The organism is Prevotella sp. Rep29 (genome assembly GCF_019551475.1).
GTDB lineage: Bacteria > Bacteroidota > Bacteroidia > Bacteroidales > Bacteroidaceae > Prevotella.
Genome location: NZ_CP047159.1, coordinates 722214 through 745501, shown reverse-complemented (window position 1 = coordinate 745501; position 23288 = coordinate 722214). Strand labels below are relative to the sequence as shown.

Annotated in this window: 20 protein-coding genes and 1 pseudogene; 12 read left to right on the top strand and 9 right to left on the bottom strand. The window is 50.4% G+C overall.

Features of this window, described 5'->3' with window-relative positions:
* Window positions 1-17 precede the first annotated feature (17 nt).
* From GRF55_RS03150 to GRF55_RS03100, 11 genes and pseudogenes are all read left to right on the top strand, one after another.
* Window positions 18-926, top strand: coding sequence for a phosphate acyltransferase (locus GRF55_RS03150; protein WP_220369105.1), 909 nt, complete (start codon window positions 18-20; stop codon window positions 924-926).
* Window positions 927-953: 27 nt separating this feature from the next.
* A complete protein-coding gene (gene buk / locus GRF55_RS03145; protein ID WP_220369104.1) occupies window positions 954-2012 on the top strand; it encodes a butyrate kinase in 1059 nt (352 codons plus the stop codon).
* 591 nt (window positions 2013-2603) lie between these two features.
* Window positions 2604-4015 (top strand): annotated as a pseudogene (locus GRF55_RS03140) (MATE family efflux transporter).
* Window positions 3969-4601 carry an AAA family ATPase gene (locus GRF55_RS03135; protein WP_220369102.1) on the top strand — a complete coding sequence of 211 codons (633 nt, stop codon included), beginning with the start codon at window positions 3969-3971 and terminating at the stop codon, window positions 4599-4601. The pseudogene GRF55_RS03140 and the gene GRF55_RS03135 overlap by 47 nt, the downstream one beginning before the upstream one ends.
* A complete protein-coding gene (locus GRF55_RS03130) occupies window positions 4598-5086 on the top strand; it encodes a metallophosphoesterase (RefSeq protein WP_220369101.1) in 489 nt (162 codons plus the stop codon). The genes GRF55_RS03135 and GRF55_RS03130 overlap by 4 nt, the downstream gene beginning before the upstream one ends.
* Before the next feature lie 35 nt (window positions 5087-5121).
* A complete protein-coding gene (locus tag GRF55_RS03125; RefSeq protein ID WP_220369100.1) occupies window positions 5122-5301 on the top strand; it encodes a hypothetical protein in 180 nt (59 codons plus the stop codon).
* A 20-nt stretch (window positions 5302-5321) separates the two neighbouring features.
* Complete coding sequence (locus GRF55_RS03120) at window positions 5322-6455, top strand: dTDP-glucose 4,6-dehydratase (RefSeq protein WP_220369099.1); 1134 nt, start codon at window positions 5322-5324, stop codon at window positions 6453-6455.
* A gap of 38 nt (window positions 6456-6493) precedes the next feature.
* Complete coding sequence (locus tag GRF55_RS03115; protein WP_220369098.1) at window positions 6494-6898, top strand: FdtA/QdtA family cupin domain-containing protein; 405 nt, start codon at window positions 6494-6496, stop codon at window positions 6896-6898.
* Window positions 6886-7824: a GNAT family N-acetyltransferase gene (locus GRF55_RS03110; RefSeq protein WP_220369097.1), complete on the top strand. Its 939-nt coding sequence runs from the start codon at window positions 6886-6888 to the stop codon at window positions 7822-7824. Before GRF55_RS03115 ends, GRF55_RS03110 begins: the two co-directional genes overlap by 13 nt.
* Window positions 7821-8921, top strand: coding sequence for a DegT/DnrJ/EryC1/StrS aminotransferase family protein (locus tag GRF55_RS03105; protein WP_220369598.1), 1101 nt, complete (start codon window positions 7821-7823; stop codon window positions 8919-8921). The genes GRF55_RS03110 and GRF55_RS03105 overlap by 4 nt, the downstream gene beginning before the upstream one ends.
* Window positions 8922-8931: 10 nt before the next feature.
* Window positions 8932-9669 (top strand): nitroreductase family protein, encoded by a 738-nt coding sequence (locus tag GRF55_RS03100; protein ID WP_220369096.1) that lies wholly within the window; start codon window positions 8932-8934, stop codon window positions 9667-9669.
* Between the two features lie 201 nt (window positions 9670-9870).
* Here the strand turns inward: GRF55_RS03100 and GRF55_RS03095 are convergent, their stop codons facing one another.
* The 7 genes from GRF55_RS03095 to GRF55_RS03065 form a co-directional block, all read right to left on the bottom strand.
* Window positions 9871-11523 carry a hypothetical protein gene (locus GRF55_RS03095; RefSeq protein ID WP_220369095.1) on the bottom strand — a complete coding sequence of 551 codons (1653 nt, stop codon included), beginning with the start codon at window positions 11521-11523 and terminating at the stop codon, window positions 9871-9873.
* 66 nt (window positions 11524-11589) lie between these two features.
* Complete coding sequence (locus GRF55_RS03090) at window positions 11590-11820, bottom strand: hypothetical protein (RefSeq protein WP_220369094.1); 231 nt, start codon at window positions 11818-11820, stop codon at window positions 11590-11592.
* 12 nt (window positions 11821-11832) lie between these two features.
* Complete coding sequence (locus GRF55_RS03085) at window positions 11833-12033, bottom strand: hypothetical protein (protein WP_220369093.1); 201 nt, start codon at window positions 12031-12033, stop codon at window positions 11833-11835.
* 329 nt (window positions 12034-12362) lie between these two features.
* Window positions 12363-13709, bottom strand: coding sequence for a DNA recombination protein RmuC (gene rmuC / locus GRF55_RS03080; RefSeq protein ID WP_220369092.1), 1347 nt, complete (start codon window positions 13707-13709; stop codon window positions 12363-12365).
* 36 nt (window positions 13710-13745) lie between these two features.
* Complete coding sequence (locus GRF55_RS03075) at window positions 13746-16220, bottom strand: bifunctional UDP-N-acetylmuramoyl-tripeptide:D-alanyl-D-alanine ligase/alanine racemase (protein ID WP_220369091.1); 2475 nt, start codon at window positions 16218-16220, stop codon at window positions 13746-13748.
* 160 nt (window positions 16221-16380) lie between these two features.
* Window positions 16381-17595, bottom strand: coding sequence for a carcinine hydrolase/isopenicillin-N N-acyltransferase family protein (locus tag GRF55_RS03070; protein ID WP_255563823.1), 1215 nt, complete (start codon window positions 17593-17595; stop codon window positions 16381-16383).
* Window position 17596: 1 nt separating this feature from the next.
* A complete protein-coding gene (locus GRF55_RS03065) occupies window positions 17597-18820 on the bottom strand; it encodes a hypothetical protein (RefSeq protein WP_220369090.1) in 1224 nt (407 codons plus the stop codon).
* 233 nt (window positions 18821-19053) lie between these two features.
* Between GRF55_RS03065 and GRF55_RS03060 the strand changes: the two genes are divergently transcribed.
* Window positions 19054-20847: a helix-turn-helix domain-containing protein gene (locus GRF55_RS03060; protein ID WP_220369089.1), complete on the top strand. Its 1794-nt coding sequence runs from the start codon at window positions 19054-19056 to the stop codon at window positions 20845-20847.
* Window positions 20848-20957: 110 nt separating this feature from the next.
* Here the strand turns inward: GRF55_RS03060 and GRF55_RS03055 are convergent, their stop codons facing one another.
* The gene (locus tag GRF55_RS03055) at window positions 20958-22022 is read right to left on the bottom strand and encodes a glycerate kinase (RefSeq protein ID WP_220369088.1); all 1065 of its coding nucleotides are present in this window, start codon (window positions 22020-22022) and stop codon (window positions 20958-20960) included.
* 3 nt (window positions 22023-22025) lie between these two features.
* Window positions 22026-22838 (bottom strand): GSCFA domain-containing protein, encoded by an 813-nt coding sequence (locus GRF55_RS03050; protein ID WP_220369087.1) that lies wholly within the window; start codon window positions 22836-22838, stop codon window positions 22026-22028.
* Window positions 22839-23288 lie beyond the last annotated feature (450 nt).

The window sequence follows — 23288 nt, the reverse complement described above, 5'->3', positions numbered from 1 at the left end:
AAAGAAAAGCGTAAGCTATGGAAACAATTAAAAACTTTGATGACTTGATTGCTCACCTCTCACAAAAGGGTGAAAGAAAACGGGTTGCCATCGTCTGGGCATCTGACGACCACACACAGGAAGCCGTTGCCGAAGGACTGAAAGGCGGCTTCGTAGAAGCATTGTTCGTTGGTGCAAGAAAAGAGATTGAGAGCAGCGACCTGCTCCGTCCCTACGCCGACCACTTCACCATTATCGACTCCGACGACAAGGACGATGCTGCGGCAAAAGCCGTCGCATTGGTGCGCGAGGGAAAGGCAGACGTTTTGATGAAAGGTCTCATCAACACCGACAACCTGCTGCACGCCGTGCTGAACAAAGAGACTGGCATCCTGCCCAAGGGAAGAGTCCTCACACACGTGACGGCAACGGAAATCCCCACCTATCCGAAACTGATTTTCTTTACCGACCCGGCTGTCATACCCTATCCCACACAGGAACAGCGCATGGAACAAGTGCGCTACGTCGCCGACCTCTGCCATTCGTTCGGCATCGAGGAGCCGCGCCTGTCGCTGATTCACTGCACAGAGAAGCCCAACGAGAAATTCTTCCCGTTCACCATCGGCTACAAAGACATCATTGACGAGGCAAAGAAAGGCACGTTCGGAAAATGTATCGTTGACGGACCGCTCGACGTAAAGACCTCATGCGACCTCGAAGCCATGCAGACCAAAGGCATCGAATCGCCCATCGCCGGAGAGGCTGACGCACTCATCTTCCCCGACATTGAGGCAGGCAACGTCTTCTACAAGACCGTCACCCTGTTCTGCGGAGCCGAAACCGCAGCCACGCTGAAAGGGCCGCTCGCTCCAGTCGTACTGACATCCAGGGGCGACAGCATCAAATCAAAGTTCTATAGCCTCGCCCTGGCAATCATCAGTGCATAACCTTAATCAAAAATACTCTGAAATCTTATGCTAATATTAGTTATCAATCCCGGCTCTACGTCCACGAAGATTGCCGTCTATGAAGACGAGAAGCAGATTCTGAAAAAGAACATCTCGCACTCTATCGAGGAACTGAGCGCCTACGAAAACATTATCGATCAGTATGAATTCCGCAAAAACCTGGTTGTAAAAGAAGTAAACGAAGCCGGTATCCCTTTCAAGTTCGATGCCGTCATCGGACGTGGCGGATTGGCAAAACCCGTTGAGGGCGGTGTCTATGAAATCAATCAGCGGATGATTGACGACACCCGTGCCACACTCCATCACCACGCCTGCAACCTCGGCTGCATCATCTCGTTTGAGATTGCAAAAGAAATCGGATGCCGCAGCTTCATCGCCAACCCCGTGCTCGTTGACGAGCTGTGCGACTATGCACGCGTCAGTGGTTCGCCGCTCATGCCGCGCAAACCCATCTGGCACGCACTCAACCAGAAAGCCATTGCCCGCCGCTTCGCAAAAGACCAAGGCAAGCGCTACGAGGAGATGGACATCATCGTATGCCACCTCGGAGGCGGTATCTCCGTTGCCGTCCATCAACACGGACGCGCCGTTGACGTAAGCAATGCGCTCGACGGCGAGGGACCATTCTCTCCCGAACGCGCCGGTACGCTCCCCGCAGGCGACCTCGTGCACCTCTGCTTCAGCGGCAAATACACACAGGCACAGATTGAGAAGATGATTGCCGGACAAGGCGGACTCGCCGCTCATCTCGGCACCAACGACATGCGCCTCATCGAGCAATGGGTGAACGAAGGCAATGAAAAAGCCAAGTTCCTCGTCGATGCGATGATTTACCACGTAGCTAAAGAGATTGCCTCCAAAGGAGCCGTGCTCTGTGGAAAGGTCGATGCCATCCTCTTCACCGGCGGCATTGCCCACTGGAAATATGTGGTGGATGAGCTCTGCCGCCGCGTTGACTATCTCGCGCCCACCTATCGCTATCCCGGCGAGGATGAGCTGGAAGCCCTTTCGTTCAACGCCCTTTCCGTGTTGCGCGGAGAGCGCGAAGCGAAAGAATACGTATAAACCGCACTATCAATACGATAGTCGAAGCTAATAACAGAATCTCCGTATGCCGCTGTCAAGGCGGCATACGGTTTTTTGTTTAACCAACCGGACTTTTTAGGCGCGCCAGACTATATAGAGGCTATAGATTATATAGACTTTCCAGGCTATCCTGGCGGGATAGATTCCTGGAGAAAACGAAGCCATGATTTTGCCTTCACCCACCCTGCATAAACATACAGGAAAGGGCGTATAAATATACAGTTGAACTTTCACATTCCAAAAGTCCAACTTTCGCATTCCAAAAGTTCCCCTTTTGGCTCCTAAAAGTGCCACTTTTGGAATGCGAAAGTGGCACTTTTGGAAAGTATTCTATAATATCCTGAAAACCAACGGCTTACAAAGCACCTCTCAGTGACGCCCGTTGCGCATAAATATACAAAACGGAATTTGACAATTATGTGCTGCCGTGAAGAAGAAGATTAACAAAAAACGGTCATCAGACCACAAAAATGACCGATACGGATTAAAAGATAAATGGAAATGATTATGGGCGAATTACTCGGAAAATGAAAAATAATTCGTACATTTGCAGCACTATATCAGTTGGTGATGACAGACAACAAACAAGCAACACTCGAATTAGGCACACGACCGGTGAGCAAACTGCTGCTGCAGTATGCCCTGCCGGCTATTATTGCGATGACCGCCTCGTCGCTCTACAACATGGTCGATTCGATTTTCATCGGGCGCGGTGTGGGAGCACTTGCCATCTCGGGACTTGCCATCACCTTCCCGTTCATGAACATCTCGGCAGCCTTCGGAGCAGCGATTGGCGTGGGTGCCAGCACTTGCCTGTCGGTCAAACTGGGACAGAAAGACTATCAGACGGCGCAGCATATTCTCGGCAACACGGTGAGCCTGAACCTCATTATCGGCATCGCCTTCGCAACCATTGCACTGCTGTTTCTCGACCCGATACTCTATTTCTTCGGAGCGACGGAGAACACCATTCCCTATGCCCGCGACTATATGACGATTATCTTGCTTGGAAACGTCATCACCCATCAATACTTCGGGCTCAACGGCGTGCTCCGTGCTGCGAGCAAGCCTCGCGAGGCGATGTACGCCACGATTTTCACCGTCATACTGAACACGGTTCTCGACCCTATTTTCATCTGGACATTCGGCATGGGCATCCAGGGGGCAGCGCTGGCCACGATACTCTCGCAGGCGACAGCCCTCTGCTGGCAGTTCCGTATTTTCAGCGACAAGCGGCAAATGCTCCATTTCACAAGCGGCTGCTACCGGCTGCAGAAGCAAATCGTGAAAAACATCATAGCCATCGGTCTCTCACCATTCTCGATGAACGCCTGTGCCTGTCTGATAGTCATACTCATCAACACGGCGCTCGTCCGCCATGGAGGCGACCTGTCCGTCGGGGCGTTCGGCATTACCAACCGCCTCGTATTCCTGTTCTTCATGGTCGTGATGGGAATCAACCAAGGCATGCAACCCATTGCCGGCTACAACTACGGTGCCCAGAAATTCGACCGCATGCTCCAAGTGCTGAAACTGTCGATTATCGCAGGTGTCTCGGTGCTGACCGTAGGCTGGCTCGTATGCGAACTGCTTCCCTACCCCTGCGTGCGCCTCTTCACCAGCGACGAAGAGCTGATACGGATAGCCGAACATGGCATTCGCATCAACGCCATTGCCTTCCCACTGATTGGCTATCAGGCGGTTGTGACCAACTTCTTCCAAAGCATCGGCAAGGCGAAAGTGAGCATATTCCTGTCACTCTCACGACAGCTCATCTATCTGCTGCCGCTACTCATCATCCTCCCCCCATTCATGGGCGTGGACGGCGTGTGGTGGTCACTGCCCATCAGCGATGCACTCGCATTTTTCACGGCGCTCATTATCATGATGAGATATATGAAACAATTTAAGCAACAACATCAAGACGTGTGAGATATGGACGACAAGAAAATAATCATCAACATCGGACGACAACTCGGTAGCGGCGGACTTGCCATTGCCCGCATACTGGCAGAACGGCTGGACTGCAAGTTCTACGACAAAGAGATTCTCAATCTCGCAGCAAAGGAGAGTGGATTCAGCGAGAAATTCTTTGAGCAAAATGACGAAAACAAAGGATTCCTCCGCTCCCTGTTCCATCTCCGCGCGCCATATATCGGAAGCGGAGGCAGCAATTACTATACCAACAACTTCTCGCAAGAGAGCCTGTTCAAATTCCAGAGCAATGCCATCCGGAAGGCGGCAGAAGAAGGAAGTTGCATCTTTGTGGGACGTGCCGCCGACTATATCCTGCGCGACTATGCGAACGCAGTCAATGTCTTTATCACCGCCGACCTCGACGAGCGCATCAACTGCATCGCCGAACGCCATCAGTGCAGCAGGGAAAAGGCACAGAAAATCATCAAAGACAAGGAAAGTCAGCGGGCATCGTTCTATAATTTCTATACCGGAAAGCGATGGGGCTCGTCAGAGAGTTACGACCTCTGCATCAACTCGTCGCTGCTCGGACTGGAAGGCACTGCCGACTATATCATGGATTTCGCCCTAAAAACCATCAACAGGAAATGAAACGCATCGGCATCATCAGCGACACACACTCGTTCTGGGATGAGAAATACCTGCACTATTTCGAACCCTGCGACGAGATATGGCACGCCGGAGATATCTGTTCCACCGAACTCATTGAGCGGTTCCAGGCATTCCGACCCGTGCGAGCCGTGTGTGGCAACTGCGACGGTGGCGACCTGAGACGCATGTTCCCGGAGATTCTCCGGTGGAAATGCGAGGACGTGGATGTGCTCATGAAACACATCGGAGGCTATCCGGGACGCTACGACCCGTCTGTCCGCCAGCAACTGTACGAACGACCGCCACAACTCTTCATCAGCGGACACTCGCACATACTGAAAGTGCAGTACGACAAAACGCTCAACCTCCTCCACATCAATCCCGGAGCCGCAGGCATTCAGGGATGGCAGAAAGAGAGAACACTGATAAGATTGACCATCGAAGGCAATAAATTCACTGATTGTGAAGTTATTACATTAGGATAGGAAACATTTGGCTAACAAAAAAAAGAGAAAAACAAATGAATCGGAAAAAAGGCATTCTGCTCATTGCAATCATCGAGATGATACTTTTCGCTATCATCACCATGCTGTTTTTCACAGCAGTCATACCGCTGAAAGCATTCATCGCATTTCTGCTGCTGGTAGCTGTGCTCACATCTTCGGCGCTCTTTTTCGTGATAAAAAAGACTAATCAATAATCAAAAAACAATAATAAGATATGAAAACAATCGTCATCACCGGCGGAGCCGGCTTTATTGGAAGCCATGTCGTTCGCCTTTTCGTGAACAAGTATCCCGAGTATCACATCATCAACCTCGACAGTCTGACTTATGCGGGCAACCTTGCCAACCTGAAAGACATTGAGGACAAGCCCAATTACGAGTTTGTAAAGATGGACATCTGCGACTTCGACACCTTCTACCAGCTCATGCAGGACAAGAAGGTGGACGGCATCATACACCTTGCTGCCGAGAGCCACGTTGACCGCAGCATCAAAGACCCGTTCACGTTTGCAAAGACCAACGTCATGGGTACGCTCTCGCTCCTTCAGGCAGCCAAACTCTATTGGGAGTCACTGCCCGAGAAGTATGAAGGCAAGCGCTTCTACCACATCTCTACCGACGAGGTGTACGGCGCTCTGGAACTGACACACCCCGAGGGCATCGAGCCGCCGTTCACGACGAAAGCATCGTCGAGCGAGCACCATCTGGCGTACGGCGACCAGTTCTTCCTGGAAACGACCAAGTATAATCCGCATTCACCCTATTCAGCAGCCAAAGCATCGAGCGACCACTTCGTGCGTGCCTATCACGACACCTACGGAATGCCTGTCATCGTGACCAACTGCTCGAACAACTATGGTCCTTACCAGTTCCCGGAAAAACTGATTCCACTCTTCATCAACAACATCCGCCATCGCAAGCCACTGCCTGTATATGGCAAGGGAGAGAATGTGCGCGACTGGCTGTTCGTTGAAGACCACGCCCGTGCCATTGATCTCATCTTCCACAAAGGCAAGATTGCCGAGACCTATAACATCGGCGGTTTCAACGAATGGAAGAACATCGACATCATCCATGTGCTCATCAACACAGTTGACCGCCTGCTCGGACGCAAAGAGGGCGAGGACATGGACCTCATCACCTTCGTCACCGACCGCGCCGGACACGACCTGCGCTATGCGATAGACTCGTCGAAACTGCAGCGTGAACTCGGATGGGAACCGTCACTGCAATTCGAGGAGGGCATCGAAAAGACCGTGCGCTGGTATCTGGACAACCAGGAATGGCTTGACAACGTGACGAGCGGTGACTATCAGAAGTATTACGAAAACATGTATAAGGACAGATAAGGTCCGCATGAAGACGAACGCTTCAACCGACAGAGGTGATGATAGGCAAACTCATTGAACTTCCAAAGATTACGGACCCGCGCGGCAATCTGACCGTCGCTGAAGGTGCACTGCATATCCCGTTCGACATCAAACGGGCATATTGGGTGTATGACGTTCCCGGCGGTGAGAGTCGTGGGGGGCACGCTCACCGGCAGTGCAGGGAATTGTTGGTGCCGGTCGGTGGGGCTTTTCACGTCACGCTGGACAACGGAAGGGAAAGGGAGACGCACCTCTTGAACCACCCGTGGCAAGGATTGCTAATCGAAACGGGCATCTGGCGGACGTTGGAGGATTTCTCGAGCGGTGCTGTGTGTTTAGTGCTCGCCTCAGAACCATTTGAGGAAAGTGATTACATTTATGATTACGATGACTTCTTGAAATACGTCGGATGTTCGAGATAAAACGATATTCACCTGAGCAGCAAGAAGCATGGGACCGATATGTAGCCTCGTCAAAAAACGCTACATTCCTGTTCTATCGCCGCTATATGGATTATCATGCTGAACGATTTCACGACCATTCACTGATGTTTTTCGTTGGCAGCCGACTACACTCCATTCTCCCTGCTCACGAGGAAGGCACCTCTTTTTGTTCACACCTCGGACTCACGTATGGCGGACTGCTGATGAATCAAGAAGTGACGACGAGCGGAGTGCTGACACTCTTTACCGAACTGAACGATTATCTGCGCAAACAGGGATTCACACAAGTGGTTTACCGCACCATACCCTGGATATTCCACCGCCTACCTGCAGAGGAAGACCTGTATGCCATTTTCTGGAAATGTGGTGCCCGTCTGAAACGGCGAATGGCAGGAACGGTGATATTCATGCAAGAGAACCTTCCCTGGCGAAAGGACCATCGTCGCAGACTGAATGATGCCCATGAAGCTCGCCTGCAAGTGGTGCGCAACGGAAGCATGGCTGAGTTTTGGGAAATCTTGGAGGAGAATCTTAAACAGCGGTTCGATGCCAGCCCTGTGCACACTTTACAGGAGATGGAACTGCTCAAGTCGCGCTTCCCGGATAAAATCATTCAGTATAATGCCTATCAAGACGACGTTATTGTCGGTGGCATCACCTTCTATGTCATGGGCAACGTCTTGCACGGTCAGTACAGTGCTACCAATGACATCGGGAAACGCACCGGTGCGATGGAAGCCATCTACGAACAAGTGATGTATCACGATTTCAAGGATTTCCAATATCTCGATTTCGGAACATCCAACGAAGACGGCGGAAAAATTCTCAACGAAGGGCTCATCAGTCATAAGGAGGGATATGGCGGGAGAACTGTTACGTACGACACTTACGAATGGACACTATGATAGACTACCTTCCCCTGAACAGGATTACAGCGTTGCATGCTGACGAAATCCATCAAACCGTCTCCCAAGTGGTGGACGACGGATGGTATTTGCAAGGCAAGGCGGTCAAGACATTTGAAGAACAATATGCTTCATACATCGGTACCGACTATTGCGTATCATGTGCCAACGGACTGGATGCCTTGACACTCATCCTGCGGGCTTATATCGAATTAGGAATCATGAGCAAAGGCGATGAGGTGATTGTTCCTGCCAATACCTATATTGCATCCATTCTTGCCATTACCGAAAACCAACTCACTCCGGTCCTCGTAGAGCCCGACGTGCAAACGTTAGAGATAGACGACACGTTGATTGAACGTGCCATCACTCCGCAAACAAAAGCCATCATGCTCGTACATCTCTATGGACAATGCGCATACACTGACACCATAGGTGACATCTGCCGACGCTACCAGCTAAAACTTATCGAAGACAATGCACAGGCACACGGATGCACCTATAATAACAGGAGAACCGGCAGCATAGGCGATGCTGCAGGACATAGTTTCTATCCCACCAAAAATCTCGGGGCACTTGGCGACGCGGGAGCAGTGACCACTGACGACAGACAATTGGCAACAACCATACGGGCATTGGCAAACTACGGCTCTCCGCAAAAACATGTATTCGACTTCAAAGGACGGAACAGTCGCATGGATGAGTTGCAAGCAGCCGTTTTGTCGGTAAAATTGAAGTATCTTGATACGGAGAATGAACGACGGAAGGAAATCGCGCAATCCTATCATCAACATATTGACAATCCGCTAATTAAAGTTCCGTTCGCTCATGGAGACAGAGACCACGTCTTCCACGTCTTCCCTATCCTCTTATCCGAACGCGACCGATTACAAAAATACTTGGAAGAGAACGGCGTACAGACAAGCATTCACTACCCCGTGGCACCTCACCAACAGACATGTTATAGCGAATGGAAACATCTGCAACTGCCCGTCACAGAACGCATTCATCGGGAAGAACTGTCACTCCCCTGCCATCCTGCCATGACCGACGAGGAGGCAGCCACTGTTATCCGCATATTAAACACATTCAAATAAGGAAAGAGAGATGAAAAACATTGAAACCCGACGCACCATACGACGGTACACATCACAGGAGGTTAGCGAAGAACTGCTCCAAAAACTTCTTTCACAAGCCAGCCGCACGCAGACGATGGGCAACCTGCAGCTATATAGCGTGGTGGTGACGCGCGACGAGAAGATGAAACAGCGTCTTGCACCAGCCCATTTCAATCAAACGATGGTAACACAGGCGCCCGTCCTGCTCACATTCTGTGCCGACTTCCGACGCACGACAGACTGGTGTGAACAACGGAACGCAACGCCAGGTTACGATAATTTCCTCTCGTTTATCAATGCGGCAACCGACTGTCTGCTCTACTGTCAGACATTCTGCAACCTTGCCGAGGAAGAAGGACTCGGGCTCTGCTATTTAGGGACAACCGTTTATATGCCGCAACTCATCATCGACACGCTCGAACTGCCACCACTCACCATGCCCGTTGCAACCATCACCCTCGGATGGCCCGATGAGCAGCCGCCACTCACCGACCGTCTGCCCGTCGATGCAATCATACATGATGAAGTTTATCGGTCTTATACGCCACAACGCATTGATGCCATTTATGGAGAGAAGGAGGCACTACCGGAAAACAAGGAGTTTGTGCGCATCAATCATAAGGAAACATTGGCACAAGTATTCACCGACTGCCGCTACACCAAACGCGATAACGAGAGCATGTCGAAAGGACTCATCGAAACACTAAAGCGACAAGGATTCTTGTAAGAAAAAATCCCCAGCGTTTCGCAACGTTGGGGAGTTTTTACAAACTAAATAATAAAGTAGATAATAATAAAATGATGTAAATAAAGTCTATATAGCGGGAGAAGATGTCTGTTTCACAACAAACTGCGAAAAGCATTCTCCCCAATGGTTTCTTCTATATTTTCTGTTGATTATGAATTTCTACTAATGCGGAAAAGGTCGCTACTTAAACCAAGAGGGAACAACCATACGTCCTTGATTACGACCGTTGCGATTGAGGGGGTTTACAGAATTACTGGTGAATCCCAGAGAGTAAGATTCTTTATCGCCTACACCTGGGCGCGGAGAAGATGACCAGTAGCAGCCGTGAATATCATCTCTTCCTTCTCCCAACCTTCCGTCAGAAAGGATATGAGGAATAGCAGGAAGGAAGAAATAGTTTTCGATCTCTGTATTGCTCGGGCGACCCTTGGTCTTGTAGTCGTTGGTTGAAACTATGTATTTATCGGCTGAAAGCTGTGAGTAATGACCATCCTCACCTAAGGGGGTCTGTGGGCAGTCGCGTTTCGTGTATTCAGTAGGTTTGTCCGGAATATTATCCCATTGCAAGAACCATGCCCCGTAAGTATAAATATGGGCACCACCAGAGCCAGTTATGAACCAAGGATAGTTCGTCTCCCAACGCGGGTCACCTTTCAATACGTACCAAGTCATGGCATTAACATTGGGTAGTTCTTTACAAGAATTCTTAGCTTGTTCGGGAGCATTAGTCTCAGTGTTATACCAACGGTCGGGGGCTGCTTCAGCACTTGTTGGGTAGTTGGCTGCTGGGTTTTTATGATTGACATAATAGGGTACATTTTCAACCGCTTGATCCTTCCAACAGGGTTGCTCGGCATCCCACAGATGGAACAGATATGGAGAATACATTTCTGCGCCCAACTGATGTTTGATGGTTGTCACACCGCCAATATTGTAGGTGCGTAAAGCAATCGTTTTTTCGATGGTGAATGTTGCACCTTCAACGCCGTTCACCATTATTTCTGGTTTAATGGTGTAGCGAATGGTTATCGTGTGTGTGCCTGGTTGGATGACCGCAAAACAGCTTTTTCCCGGAGCAGAAGATTCAGGTTTGAAGTCAAGGTCGAAACCAGCCGTTCCGCAGGTGAGTGTCACCGTGTTAGAAGTATTTGTGGCGTTGTCAACGTCAAGTTGTCCTGTGCCGAAAGGATAGGTTCCTGCAACATTTGTCGTGCCGTCTGTGATGATTTCTATTTTCATCAGCGTCCATTTTTTCGTTACATCTGCTATCTTGTAGGGCTGGAATACTAAATAGGCTGCTTTGTGATTGAGCTTGAACGTGTATTTTCCAGACGTTTCGTTTCTTGTGGCTATGTCCAAACCGCAGTCGCCAGACGGACCAACATGGTCACCATTGTCCCATTCTGTCTGTGTCTGAGAATTTAGTATGGTTACTTCCATGTCATCGGTTGTCGTACTTGCGGTATTCGTGCCGTTGCCGATATACATCACGGAACATGTGGGTTCTTCCAGACTGACACCTTCAAGCAGGAAGCTTGCTGTTCGTTTGTCTTCTGCAAGCGTGCTGGAAGACGTTTTCTGGTAGGTAGTTCCAGTAGTGTTCACATAGATTTGGTCGCCTTCCGACCAGTAGAACTTGCGGTTAGCATCCATTGACGTACGCGTGTTGTCGCCAGACGAGAATAATGTTTGTCCTTTCGTTACCTCTATTTCGTTGTTTTCGTTGTTTTGGTGGTCTTCTGGTTCCAAAACGTCGTTGCTACAGCTAACGATGGTGCTACATGTAACGATTGCAGCCACAAGCACCATGGAATGGTATAAAAACTTTTTCATATTTTAAATTGTTTGTTATTGAAATGCCTGATCGATTATATGTAGTATATGGGTTCATGCCAGTTATTACCACAAATAATCCTCCCAAGGTTTAAATTTCCATACTTTGTCTTCTTTTTTATCCATCTCCAGCTTATCGCTGTCGTCCCAAAAGACAATCTCTTTGGCGCCAGTTATCGTACCGTCGTCGTTACCATCGCCGGCATGCCCGCCGAGAGAAGTGGTCATGATGTGTTGAAACTCGCACTCTTTACTCTCAATGAATGGGGGAACATACTTCCTTAAATCTACTTTCATAATGCTAATTAATTAAATATTGAATAATGTACTTTCAGTTTTCTCATGAATCATCTTATTTAAACCAAGGCAGACCGTTTGGACGCACTCCGCATAAGAAACCTTGGCTTCTTTCGCCTTGCCAACAGTCAAGGGATATATGGACTGCAGACTCGCCCGTTCCTCGGGACGCACATACTCACGTTTTGCGTCTTGTTCTTTTGTCATTTTCATTTCACTCTTTGTTTAAATACATTTTATTACTGATTAAATAATATTTCTTAAGTAGTTTTCAGCGACAAACTGAGAGTGCGCTGTGCGTTGTTATTTAACGCGGGGCCTTCACAGTTGTTCTGATACAGCCTGTAGAATATTGCCATAATTGAAATTGAATGTTATAATTATACATTTTTTGAATTTTCGCTGCAAAAGTACGAATAATAGAGTTAACTAAAAAAAAAAAGCGTTAATTATAGTTAACGCTTTTTTTGAATGTGTAAAAATTATTCCGCTTTGCAGAGAAATCTGCCCCTATGTATATAATAATGTGTATGTGCGTCGCGCTATGCCTCGCCTCCCTTCATGTCGTCGGGCAGCGACTTCTTGGGGCTGACGCCGAGCTGCTTCATATTCTCCAATCGGCGGACGACGTTGCCCTTGCCCTCGCTCAGCTGCCCGCGCGCCGTCTCGAAGTGCTGGCGCAGCGTCTCAATGTCGCGGTCGATGCGGAGGAAAGTCTCTGCGAACGTGACGAATTTGTCGTACAAATCGCTCGACTGGCGCATGATTTCCTCCACGTTGCGGTTCATCCGATAGTTCTGCCACATCGTATGTGTGAGCTGCAGCGTCATGAGCAGGTTAGCCGGAGAGATGATGATGACCTTCCGCTTGTAGGCATACTGCAAGACGGACGGGTCGGTGCGCAGCGCCGCAGCGTAGCCGCTTTCGTAGGGCAGGAACATCAGCACGTAGCCGATACTGCCCTCGACGAGACGGTCATAGTTCTTCACCGTGAGCTCATCCACATGGCGGCGCACCGAAGCAACGTGCTCCCGAAGCAGGGCTTCCCGCTTCTGCTGGTCGTCGCACCGCGCAGCCTCGAGATAGGCAGTGAGCGACACTTTCGCGTCAATCACTATTCGCTCGCCGTTCGGGAAGTTGACCACGGCATCCGGACGGAAGATGTTCCCCTCCCCGTCGCGATAAGTTTCCTGCAGCGAGTATTGCTCGCCCTTGATGAGACCGCAGTCCTCAAGCGTCTTGTCCAATATCATTTCGCCCCAGTCTCCCTGTGCCTTTGAATCACCTTTGAGCGCCTGTGTGAGGCTCGCCGCATCGTTGCCGATACGCTCGGTCTGCTCCCGAAGCTCGCGCACCGTTCGCTCCTGCTCGTCGTGCAGCTTCTTCATCGCCTCCTCAAACGCCGTCTTTATCTCCGTCTTGTGGGCTTCGCTGTGGCGGCTGTTTTCGCTCACAGCCTTCGCAAAGGTGTCGAGTTGCTGCCGCAACGGCGTAAGCAACGCGTCCAGACGCTCCTTGTCGGCGGTCGTCAGCTCGTGCCGACTGTCCTTGAGCATTCGCTCCGCCATGTTCTTAACCTCTTCCTGCATGAGGCGATTGCGCGTCTCTGCCTGAGCAAGAATCTCCGAACGCATGTCCTCCGCATGCCGCTGCTGCTCGCTCAGCTGCGTCTCAGCCACCGCACGGAGCCGCTCTGCCTCGCCCTTCGCAGCCGAGAGCTCCTGCAACTGTTGCTGAAAACTTGCCGCCAACTGCCGCTCCGACTCCGCGCGCTGGTCGTTCAACTGCTGCCTCACGTTGCTCTCTGCAGTGAGTGCACGCTGTTTCATGAAGAAGAAACCGATAAAGAAACCGGCTGCCACACCTATTATTACATATACTGCTATCATATCGACGAAAGTGTTTAGTTGTTCCGCGCCATGCGCTTAATCCTGAAAATAAACCCGCTTCACCCGATTGCTGATGCCCGTGAGCACCTCGTACGGAATCGTATCCATCACGTCTGAAAGCCGCGTGACAGGCAGATGGTCGCCGAAAATCTCAACACTGTCGCCCTCTTCGCAGTCGATTCCAGTCACGTCCAGCATCGCAACGTCCATGCAAATATTACCAACGTAAGGCGCTTCCTTCCCGTTCACCAAGGCAAACGAGCGCCCGTTGCCCAACTTCCGTGAAAGACCGTCGGCATAACCGATGGGCACAGCGGCAATCACACTGTCTCGCCCGAGCACGCCGCGACGACCGTAGCCCACCGTTTCCGTCGCCGGCACCTCGCGCATTTGCAAGATTGTGGTCTTCAACGTACATACATTCGCCAACACGCGGTTATCCCTCGGCGACACACCGTACAAGCCAAGCCCGAGCCTACACATATCCATCTGACGCTCAGGGAAGTGCTCTATGCCCGCAGAGTTGCATATATGCCGCAGGATTTTATGCGAGAACGCCGCCTGAAGACGCTCACTGCCCTGCGCAAAGAGCGCAAACTGCTCGTCAGAGAACGCATCAAGCTCATCGCTGTCGGCACCCGCGAAGTGCGAGAACACCGACCGCGGAATCAACGCCCTCTGCCCCTGCAGACGGCTAATCAGCTCATCCATGTCCGCAACGGGATGGAATCCGAGCCGGTGCATACCCGTATCAAGTTTCACATGTACGGGGAAGCCAGCCACACCGTGGTGCCGCGCCGCCCTGACCAGCGCATCCAGCAGGCGGAAAGAATACACTTCCGGCTCCAGACGATAGTCAAACAGCGTCTTGAACGACGACATCTCCGGATTCATCACCATAATATTCGCCGTGATACCGTTGTTCCGAAGCGCCACTCCCTCATCAGCCACTGCCACCGCCAGATAGTCCACGCGGTGGTCTTGCAGCGTCTTTGCCACCTCCACGGCACCCGCGCCATAGCCGTCAGCCTTAATCATACAAACCAGTTTGGTCGTCGGATGGAGGAACGAACGGTAATAGTTCAGATTGCTGACCAGCGCACTGAGGTTCACTTCGAGAATCGTCTCGTGCACTTTCTTCACCAACAGCTCCGTCAACTGATCAAAACCGAACGAGCGGGCACCCTTCAGGAGAATCACTTCGTTGCGAAGCTGCGCAAACTCCGGAGCCCTGATCAACTCCTCACAGCTATCGAAAAAGAAACGCTCAGCCACACCGAAGAGCGCCGACTGCGCCTTAATATGCGGTCCGATACCGATGAATTTCTGCACTCCGCGCGTCGAAATCAAGTCGGAAACCTTGCAATAGAGCGTCGCATCGTCCATCCCCGTCTGCTGAATGTCGCTCAAAATGAGCGTCCGCTTCCGCCCGTCGTGGTCGGGACGGCGGTTCATAAAGTCGAGCGCAATGTCCAGAGAGTGGATGTCAGAGTTATAAGAATCATTGATGAGCGTACACCCGTGCTGCCCTTCCTTTACCTCAAGGCGCATGGCAACAGGCTCCAGACGAGCCATCTGCGCACATATCTCATCGACGCCAACTTGCAAATACAAAGCCACGGCGATGCAGTGAATGGAGTTCTGCACCGAAGCATCGTCAATCAACGGCAACGTGTAGCTGCCCGCTGCGCCTTGATACACGAACTCAATAATCGTCTCGCTCGCCCGCTTCTCCACCTTATTTATATATAAAGGACACGCCGCTGATTTCATTGACCACGCCACCAACTGCCTGTCAGCATAGGTCTCTCGGATGAGGCGCGCAGCCAACTCGTCGTCGGCACAGTAAATAATGGCTCTCGAAGAAGCAAACAGACGGAGTTTCTCGCGACACTTCTCTTCCAGCGACGAGAAATTCTCCTGATGGGCACCGCCAATGCTTGTCAGCACTCCGACGGTCGGCTGTATCATCTGTTGCAAAGCCTCCATCTCGCCAGGCTGACTGATGCCTGCCTCTATCACCCCCAACTGGGTCTGCTCGTTCAACAGCCAAAGCGAAAGAGGCACACCCACCTGCGAGTTGTAGCTTCGCGGTGAACGCGTGATGTTCATCTGCGGTGAGAGCAACTGGAAGAGCCATTCTTTCACCACCGTCTTTCCATTACTTCCGGTAATGCCCACCACTGGAACGGATATGCACTCACGATGCCAGCGTGCCAGCGTCTGCAATGCCTTGAACGAACTATCCACCACGAGGAAGTTCGCTTCAGGATAGGACTCAGCCCAATCACTCGGAGCCTCCTCCACCACGAAACTGCGCACGCCGCGCTGATAGAGCTCAGGGATGTAACGATGTCCATCGTTGCGTTCCGTCTTTAGAGCGAAGAACAATGTTTCTTCAGGAAAACCGAGCGAGCGGCTGTCCGTCAACAGGAAAGCAACGTGCGTGAAAGCTGTTCCTACCCGTTGCCCGTGAATCACTTCTGCTATTTTGTCTATTGTATATATCATTTTCCCTTCTTTTTATCTTCTGCAAAGATAATGAAAACTATTGAAGTAACCGGCAGTTGCTTTGGAAAAGTTTTCTTCTCTGCATGAAATAAAAACAATCCGTGCAACAAAAGCACATTGACTCTTGCTGCACGGATCAAGGAAAGTTTATTCAGTTTGCTTATTGAGGATAGACTTCCTGCACATAAGCGTCCACCCAGCGGTAATACTCGCCCGCCAACTTATCCGCCTTCTTGCCTTTCCTCATCTGCTCAATCATTGTTTTTCCACTTTCTATTATCTTTTCTTCTATAGGGAGCACTCGCTGCAAGATACCTGTACCAGCCTGATTGATGAGCTTGGAGATATCAATATAGTCGTGCACGTTTCCCGATGCTGCGTTGAACACCTTTTCTTTCTGCGCAAATGCTTTCTGGCAGAGCCATGAACTTCCGTCTGCACCATGTCCGACAATTGTTGGCATCACACCTGAAGGAGTAATCAACAATGGTATTGCCACCGATGCCGCAGGCCATCCGATATTGGTCCAACTGACGGTCATCAGTGGCGATTCTCCGGTCTTGACTCCTTGAATCAGAATGGCAGAAGCTGTGCTCCAACGGGTAATATAGTCGCGAAAAGCAAACATCTTCGTATCGTCATAGTTTTTCGGCATGATGTCGTAGAGATTGATTTTCGTCAGTCCGTGCGTCAGATAGCGTGGAACCACCGTCAAAATATGCTCCATGTCTATCTTTCCTGCTTTGTATGTGTCTGCCATGAAATCGGTGATTGCCATATAGCGTTCCACACCGATATCTATACTGCGACAACCCGTCATGCCGTGGTTGGTACGCATCAGGTATCCATCTGGGGCAACAGAAGGGTCATTCACATCGAACTTCACATAGCTATTGCTACCGGTCTCATAATAGGCGCAGCCACCTTTTGCATCCATCACGCCGAAGTTGGAGTTGATATCCATCGGCTTGGGCAAGGTGTCCAACAGATGCTCGAAGTCTTCCAGCGAACTACATATTTCCAACGCACGCCGTATGAACTCGCCGTCACCGTTAGAGTCTTTTCCTTCACAACCATTCAGGTTATAGGCGGCAGTATTGATGATGGCAAACCCCGTCTCGTTGTGCCCGCCCCAAGCAGCCTGAGGCTTCATGTCGTCAGCAGCTACGATACCGATATATCTATAGCGTTCACCCTGCACCAAGACGGCTACGTTATTGGTACGACTGGTATCGCGGTTCTTGAAAAGAATCGGACGACCATCCTTCGTCATCTTTCCCGACACGATGACCGACGTACATGCTTCTGCCTTGGGTATGACACCCCACACGAGAAGCATCAAAAACGAATAAAACAATATCTTACTGTTCCGCATATTAGTTCTTTTTTAAATGATGACTATCTCCTATTTTCTGATATTCTTTTGCCACAAACTCATCCACCCACTCGTAGTAAGATTTCAGTTTGTCGGCATCAACATGTTTTTTCTTATAAAACTGTGCCTGAAGCTTTTCGCCACGCTTCAGGATTTCCTCTTCCACGGGGAGAATCTGCTGCATGATGCCCGTTCCCGATTTATTGATAAGTCGTCCCAGACGGATGTAACTCTGACCGTCGCTGTATTCCCATGGCCAGATGTAGCTCTTGAAAGTGTTCGCCCAGTCAACGAGCAGGCACCTGCCGTTCTCGTCGCGACGCACCACCTGCGGAAAGAGACTTTCCTTCGTCCACCAAATCGGAATGGCAACAGATACAATCGGGCATGAGATGCAGGTCCAACCTGTTGTCAACGACGGATTCTCACCTGCCTTCACTCCTTGTACCATGTAGGTTGACATTGTTGAATAGCGGGGAATGAAGTCTGCAAAACTGACCACCAACTCATCATTCTCGTCAGCGGGCATCTGGTCATAGAGGTTCACTTTCGTCATGCCATGTTCCAGACAACGAGCCATGCTGAGCAGCGTCTTCCAACTGATGTTCTTCTGTTGATATGCCTTTTCCATGATGTCGGTAGCTTTCTGATAGCGGGCAAAGCCTTTTCCTTCTTTGATGTCGCCCGTCATACCGAAATTACTTCTGATGATATAGCCGTGCGGAGCAACAGTTGGGTCGTCGGCATCAAACTTCTTATAGCCGAGGTGTCCACACTCGAAATATGCCACGTGTCCCTGTGCATCCATCACACCGTAATTACTGCCGTAAGAGAAATATTTCATCTCGGCAATCATCGCCTCAAACTCATCGACCGTGGCGCAACGCTCCAGTGCCCAGCACATGATATTCCCGCGCTTGAGCTCATTGGTGGTTTTCTGCTCCAAGTTATATGACGTGGAATTCATCACAACCAGTCCCACCTCATTCTGACCGTACATCACTCCCCGGTCGCTCTTATCGCTGATGGGCACGACTGCCGTCCACGCATACTTCCCGCTATTTCCCGTCACAAAGACATTGTCACTACCCGAACGGTCACGGTTTTTCAACATCAACGGTCTGCCGTCAACGGTATATTTGCCACTGACAATGGCTGTCGTACATGGTAAAGCAGTCAGTGCTATACCGAACAGCATGAGAACTGCGATAACGTTTCTTTTCATTTTTTCGTGGTTTACTAATACATTAAAATCTGAAAAATCTGATTGTGCAAATATAGAGATTAAAGTTGTACGCTGCAAGTTTTTTATTCTCGTTGGGATAAATTATCCCGTCTTTTTTGCTAAATGGGAGAAAATGTCCATCAACTTTGTCGTTTTTCCTTGCTTTCTTGATAGTTATTCCCATAAAAAGATGTATCTTTGCAGTAAAGGAGATAATCAATCAGCATGAAGTCATGAAAAAACTACTCATATTTCAGTTAGGCTTGTTAGCCATATTACTTTCAGCATGTCAGCAGAAGAGTGCCACTACTCAACAGGCAACACCCGACAGCATCTATTCCGTTTCACATATCAGCAGCGTTTATGGGAAAGATCGTCCGAAGGCATTTGAACTCATTCGCATTGCGGAAGAGAAAAAGCAGTTGGAAGCATGGCAGGCGGACAGCCTGCGCGCAAAAATCTGTCTGGACGATTTCTATGACCTCAACAAGAGCATTGAATATGCACTGCGCACACTCACCTATGACGAGGTGGTCTCCAATCCGCAGCGCCACCTGAACATGCTGACGCTCATCTCGCAGATTGAAGTCAGTCTGGGACGTTTCTCCGAGTGCATACGTTTCAGCGACGAAGGCATGAAACTGGCAGAGGAACTCAACGATGACAACAGTGCCTGCCAACTGATGATCAACGCCGGCTACAGCATGTATTTCATGAAAGAGAAAAAGAAAGGACTTGAATATATGCTGCGGGCAGAAAGCATTCTTGAGAAGAAAACTGATGAACGCAATCTGAGAACGCTTTCTTTCTGCTACGGACAGCTGATGCTCGCATTATGGGTGGACGATACGGATGCCGCAATCCTGAGAGGAAAAAAACGCGAGGCTCTGCTCGACAAGATGGAGACCGACATGCCTGATATTCCGAAAGCATTTTTCGATACCCGGAGAGGACTGACTTTCTCAAAAATGGCTGACTTCTATGCGCTGAAGAACGACAAAGAACAAGCACGCCTATACGCAGATAAGTTCAAACAAACGGAATTGTCGAAAACTGCACGCGGACATCAGCTCATCCTCGACTACTACTGCACCATCCACGACTTCCCCATGATTTGCGAGACGTACCAGAAATCACTTCCTTATTGGGAGCACAAAGACTCGTTCTGCAACCGATATGCAAGTGTGCTGGGAATGCTGACCAAAGCCTACGCAAAAGAGGGAATGCTCAGACAGGCATTCGACCTCCGCACACGGCAGTTCAACATCAAGGACAGCATGCTCGTGCGGGAGGCTTTAAACGAGGGGCTCCGCTTTGCTGCCATCTACCAGACACACGACAAGGAAATTGCATTGGCAAAGGAACGTGCCGACGCCCAGCGATATCTCATTCTCGGTATTACTGCGCTCATCCTGCTGACGCTCGTCTGCGCCTTCGCATTCTATAGACACCAGCAACACAAAAAGACCCGGGAGAAAAACCGAATGCTGCTCCGACAGCTTGACACCATCAACGAATACCAAAAGAAAATCCAGCAAACAACTGTCACCACAACAGAGGAAGACGTGGAAGATGAGGTAGAGGATGAGGTGGAAGACCTGACGGAAACCGACGACACGGAAGAAAAGCAGGAGATAGCACAGGACGAGGAGGCTCCCGTCTCTGCTGTCAACAAGAGACGCATGATGCAGATACGAAAATTCCACCAGCTGATAGAGGAAGAACAGGCTTTCTTGCAGCCCGACTTCAGTCGCGACAAGCTACAGACACTGATGGGCATCAGCAAAAACAGTCTCTCGCCGATTCTGAACGAAGTGCTCGGCGACGCTCCCAACCTCTCGGAATATATCAACAGTAAACGCGTCACCTTTGCTTGTCAACTGCTCCGCGAACACCCGCAAATGACGATTGATGCCATCGCTGCAGACAGCGGATTTTCCACCACACGCAACTTCCGCCGCTGCTTCAAAGCCCAGACGGGCATGTCGCCCGCAGAATACCGCGAGGCGTCAATGGGTCTTGAATAATTGATAATTGTCAATTGATAAATGATAAATATGGTTAGGGGTAACTTTTTTGAGTTCGAACTAACTTGACTGGTAAGGCTAGATTGGCTATATCGGCTAGAAAAGCCGGCTTATGATCTCAGCCTGAAAAAACGCTCCATCAACTTACGGATATTTTGCGCCGCCACCGCTTTTTCCATCGCTTCTTCTAAGGAAAGTGTGGGTGGATTGATGCTCTCCACGTAGGCAAAGCCTGCATCAAGCAACATTTGACGGTCGGTGACCTTTCCGGCAATCAATAGTGTTGGAACGTGATATCGCGATGCCCGCAACATGATTCCGTGCGGCAGTTTTCCCATCAGCGTCTGTCCGTCGGCACGCCCCTCACCGGTAACCACCAGATTGGCGCCCTCCACCTGTTTATCAAACCCTACGGCATCGAGCAACAAGTCGATACCCGACCGACACCCGGCACGCAAATATTGCATGAACGCATAACCCAAACCGCCGGCAGCACCAGCACCGGCAGCTAACGAACAGTCGTGACCGCAATGCTTTGCCGACTGTTCAGCGAAAGCCGCTGCCCGTCGGTCGAGCTCGACCACCATCTCAGGCGTTGCACCTTTCTGCGGACCAAAGACATGGGCTGCACCTTGCGGACCGCAAAGCGGATTCGTCACGTCCGTAGCAAGGGTGAACTGCAGGTCTTTCAGCGCCGAAACACAATACAAATCTTCTCTCCCGAAAGCATCTGAAAGGGCTTGAAGCATGCCCTTTCCCGCATCGCTCGTGCCGCTGCCTCCCAGTCCGATGACAAAACGGCGACAGCCTCTGCGGATAGCATCGGCAACCAGTTGTCCCACTCCGTAACTGGTGGCAGTCAACGGGTTGCGCTCCTCCGCCTTGAGCAAGGTCAGACCGATAGCACGTGCCGTTTCTATCACAGCCAGGTCGTCTTTCCGCAGATAGCAACAATCTGTCTGCCGCATCAACGGGTCGCACACCCGGACGCTCACCATTTCCCCGCCGACGGCAATACGGTAAGCATCCAGCCATCCTTCACCCCCATCACTCACGGGAATGTCCACCACCTCCGCATCGGGACAGGCAGCAAGAACACCTGACTGAGCAGCCGCATTGGCTTCTGCCGATGACAGGCAACCTTTAAATGAGTCTATCGCAACAATGATTTTCATTTATTAAGCGTCCATTTCTGGATATTTCTTCTTTAACGCATCCAGTTTCTCTTGTGTCTTTGTCATGAACTGCTGATATTCTGCCGATTCGGGATGGAACGGACGGTGCGCCAAAGCCGCTTTTACGGGGCGGTATTCCTCGATGAAATGGCGGGTTTTTGCACTAAAATAGGTATTGGAGAGTCGCTCCCAGATGTATTCCACCGCCTGCTCGGAAGGGTGCAGCATGTCGGAAGCATAGAAACGATAGTCGCGCAGTTCGTCGTTCACAATCTCATAAGCCGGGAAATAGGTCACCACGTCGGGATATTTCTTCGCCAGTTCATCGGTTGCAAGCAAGAGGACGGCTTTCGACAACTGACTGCCATGAAACCCATACTTCGCATAACGGATGGGACTGACCGTCACAATCACCTTCTCCACCCCATCGCGTTCACGCAGTATGTCTATCGCCCGGGAGAGATGGTCCACACATTCGCCGACCGTCAGTTCCCGCTCCTCAAACAGATGGGCAGGACGCTTGCCGCAGTTGTCCACCACCTCTCCTGTTGCCTTTTCCACATACACATGATTCGTGCCCAGCGTCAGCACTGCCACGCGCCACCGCGTCTGCCCGTCTCCCACCCGCTCGATGGTGTGGAGGATGCTGACGGGGTTATACATCACTCCGAAAGGATTGACCGTTACCCGGAAATGCTCTTCCTGAAAGCGTTTCCCGATGCTGTCGGCAAAGCACGAGCCTACGAACAGCATCTGCTCAAACGGCTCTATGGCGAAGTCTGCCTGCGCTATCTTGACAATGGTTCTGAAATCCATAACATTTGGCTATTTGATGCAAAAATACGTCTTTTTCGGCAAAAACAGCCGAAATCGGGCGGATTTGTTGATCTTTCTCATGAGTTTATTACACATTATTATATATAAAGGACCTATGACAACAAAAGAGAAGGCATCGGGAGAGGGCTACACCTATCGCTATCCGCATCCTGCCGTGACTGCCGACTGCCTGGTGTTCGCGCAGGGAGCACAGATGCAGAAGTAAAACGAAGAAAACGCCTGCATGAATATACGAAAACACCCGTATATTCATACAAAAAAGCGATAGTAAAACTTCCGTTTTCTGAAAGTTGAACTTTTGGCTCCTAAAAGTTTAACTTTTACCTCCTGAAAGTTCAACTTTTGCACGCTAAAAGTTGAACTTTTGGAAAGCACACCCTAATCCATTGATTATCAATACGATAAAAACTACCCCACGATACCGCCGCC

Excerpts from the sequence above, each read along its gene's own strand:
- GRF55_RS03075 (WP_220369091.1), bottom strand. The coding sequence starts at position 16,220 with ATGATATATACAATAGACAAAATAGCAGAAGTGATTCACGGGCAACGG.
- GRF55_RS03095 (WP_220369095.1), bottom strand. The coding sequence starts at position 11,523 with ATGAAAAAGTTTTTATACCATTCCATGGTGCTTGTGGCTGCAATCGTT.
- rmuC (WP_220369092.1), bottom strand. The coding sequence starts at position 13,709 with ATGATAGCAGTATATGTAATAATAGGTGTGGCAGCCGGTTTCTTTATC.
- GRF55_RS03070 (WP_255563823.1), bottom strand. The coding sequence starts at position 17,595 with ATGCGGAACAGTAAGATATTGTTTTATTCGTTTTTGATGCTTCTCGTG.
- GRF55_RS03150 (WP_220369105.1), top strand. The coding sequence starts at position 18 with ATGGAAACAATTAAAAACTTTGATGACTTGATTGCTCACCTCTCACAA.
- buk (WP_220369104.1), top strand. The coding sequence starts at position 954 with ATGCTAATATTAGTTATCAATCCCGGCTCTACGTCCACGAAGATTGCC.
- GRF55_RS03125 (WP_220369100.1), top strand. The coding sequence starts at position 5,122 with ATGAATCGGAAAAAAGGCATTCTGCTCATTGCAATCATCGAGATGATA.
- GRF55_RS03100 (WP_220369096.1), top strand. The coding sequence starts at position 8,932 with ATGAAAAACATTGAAACCCGACGCACCATACGACGGTACACATCACAG.
- GRF55_RS03055 (WP_220369088.1), bottom strand. The coding sequence starts at position 22,022 with ATGAAAATCATTGTTGCGATAGACTCATTTAAAGGTTGCCTGTCATCG.
- GRF55_RS03120 (WP_220369099.1), top strand. The coding sequence starts at position 5,322 with ATGAAAACAATCGTCATCACCGGCGGAGCCGGCTTTATTGGAAGCCAT.
- GRF55_RS03110 (WP_220369097.1), top strand. The coding sequence starts at position 6,886 with ATGTTCGAGATAAAACGATATTCACCTGAGCAGCAAGAAGCATGGGAC.
- GRF55_RS03130 (WP_220369101.1), top strand. The coding sequence starts at position 4,598 with ATGAAACGCATCGGCATCATCAGCGACACACACTCGTTCTGGGATGAG.
- GRF55_RS03065 (WP_220369090.1), bottom strand. The coding sequence starts at position 18,820 with ATGAAAAGAAACGTTATCGCAGTTCTCATGCTGTTCGGTATAGCACTG.
- GRF55_RS03135 (WP_220369102.1), top strand. The coding sequence starts at position 3,969 with ATGGACGACAAGAAAATAATCATCAACATCGGACGACAACTCGGTAGC.
- GRF55_RS03050 (WP_220369087.1), bottom strand. The coding sequence starts at position 22,838 with ATGGATTTCAGAACCATTGTCAAGATAGCGCAGGCAGACTTCGCCATA.
- GRF55_RS03090 (WP_220369094.1), bottom strand. The coding sequence starts at position 11,820 with ATGAAAGTAGATTTAAGGAAGTATGTTCCCCCATTCATTGAGAGTAAA.
- GRF55_RS03115 (WP_220369098.1), top strand. The coding sequence starts at position 6,494 with ATGATAGGCAAACTCATTGAACTTCCAAAGATTACGGACCCGCGCGGC.
- GRF55_RS03060 (WP_220369089.1), top strand. The coding sequence starts at position 19,054 with ATGAAAAAACTACTCATATTTCAGTTAGGCTTGTTAGCCATATTACTT.
- GRF55_RS03105 (WP_220369598.1), top strand. The coding sequence starts at position 7,821 with ATGATAGACTACCTTCCCCTGAACAGGATTACAGCGTTGCATGCTGAC.
- GRF55_RS03085 (WP_220369093.1), bottom strand. The coding sequence starts at position 12,033 with ATGAAAATGACAAAAGAACAAGACGCAAAACGTGAGTATGTGCGTCCC.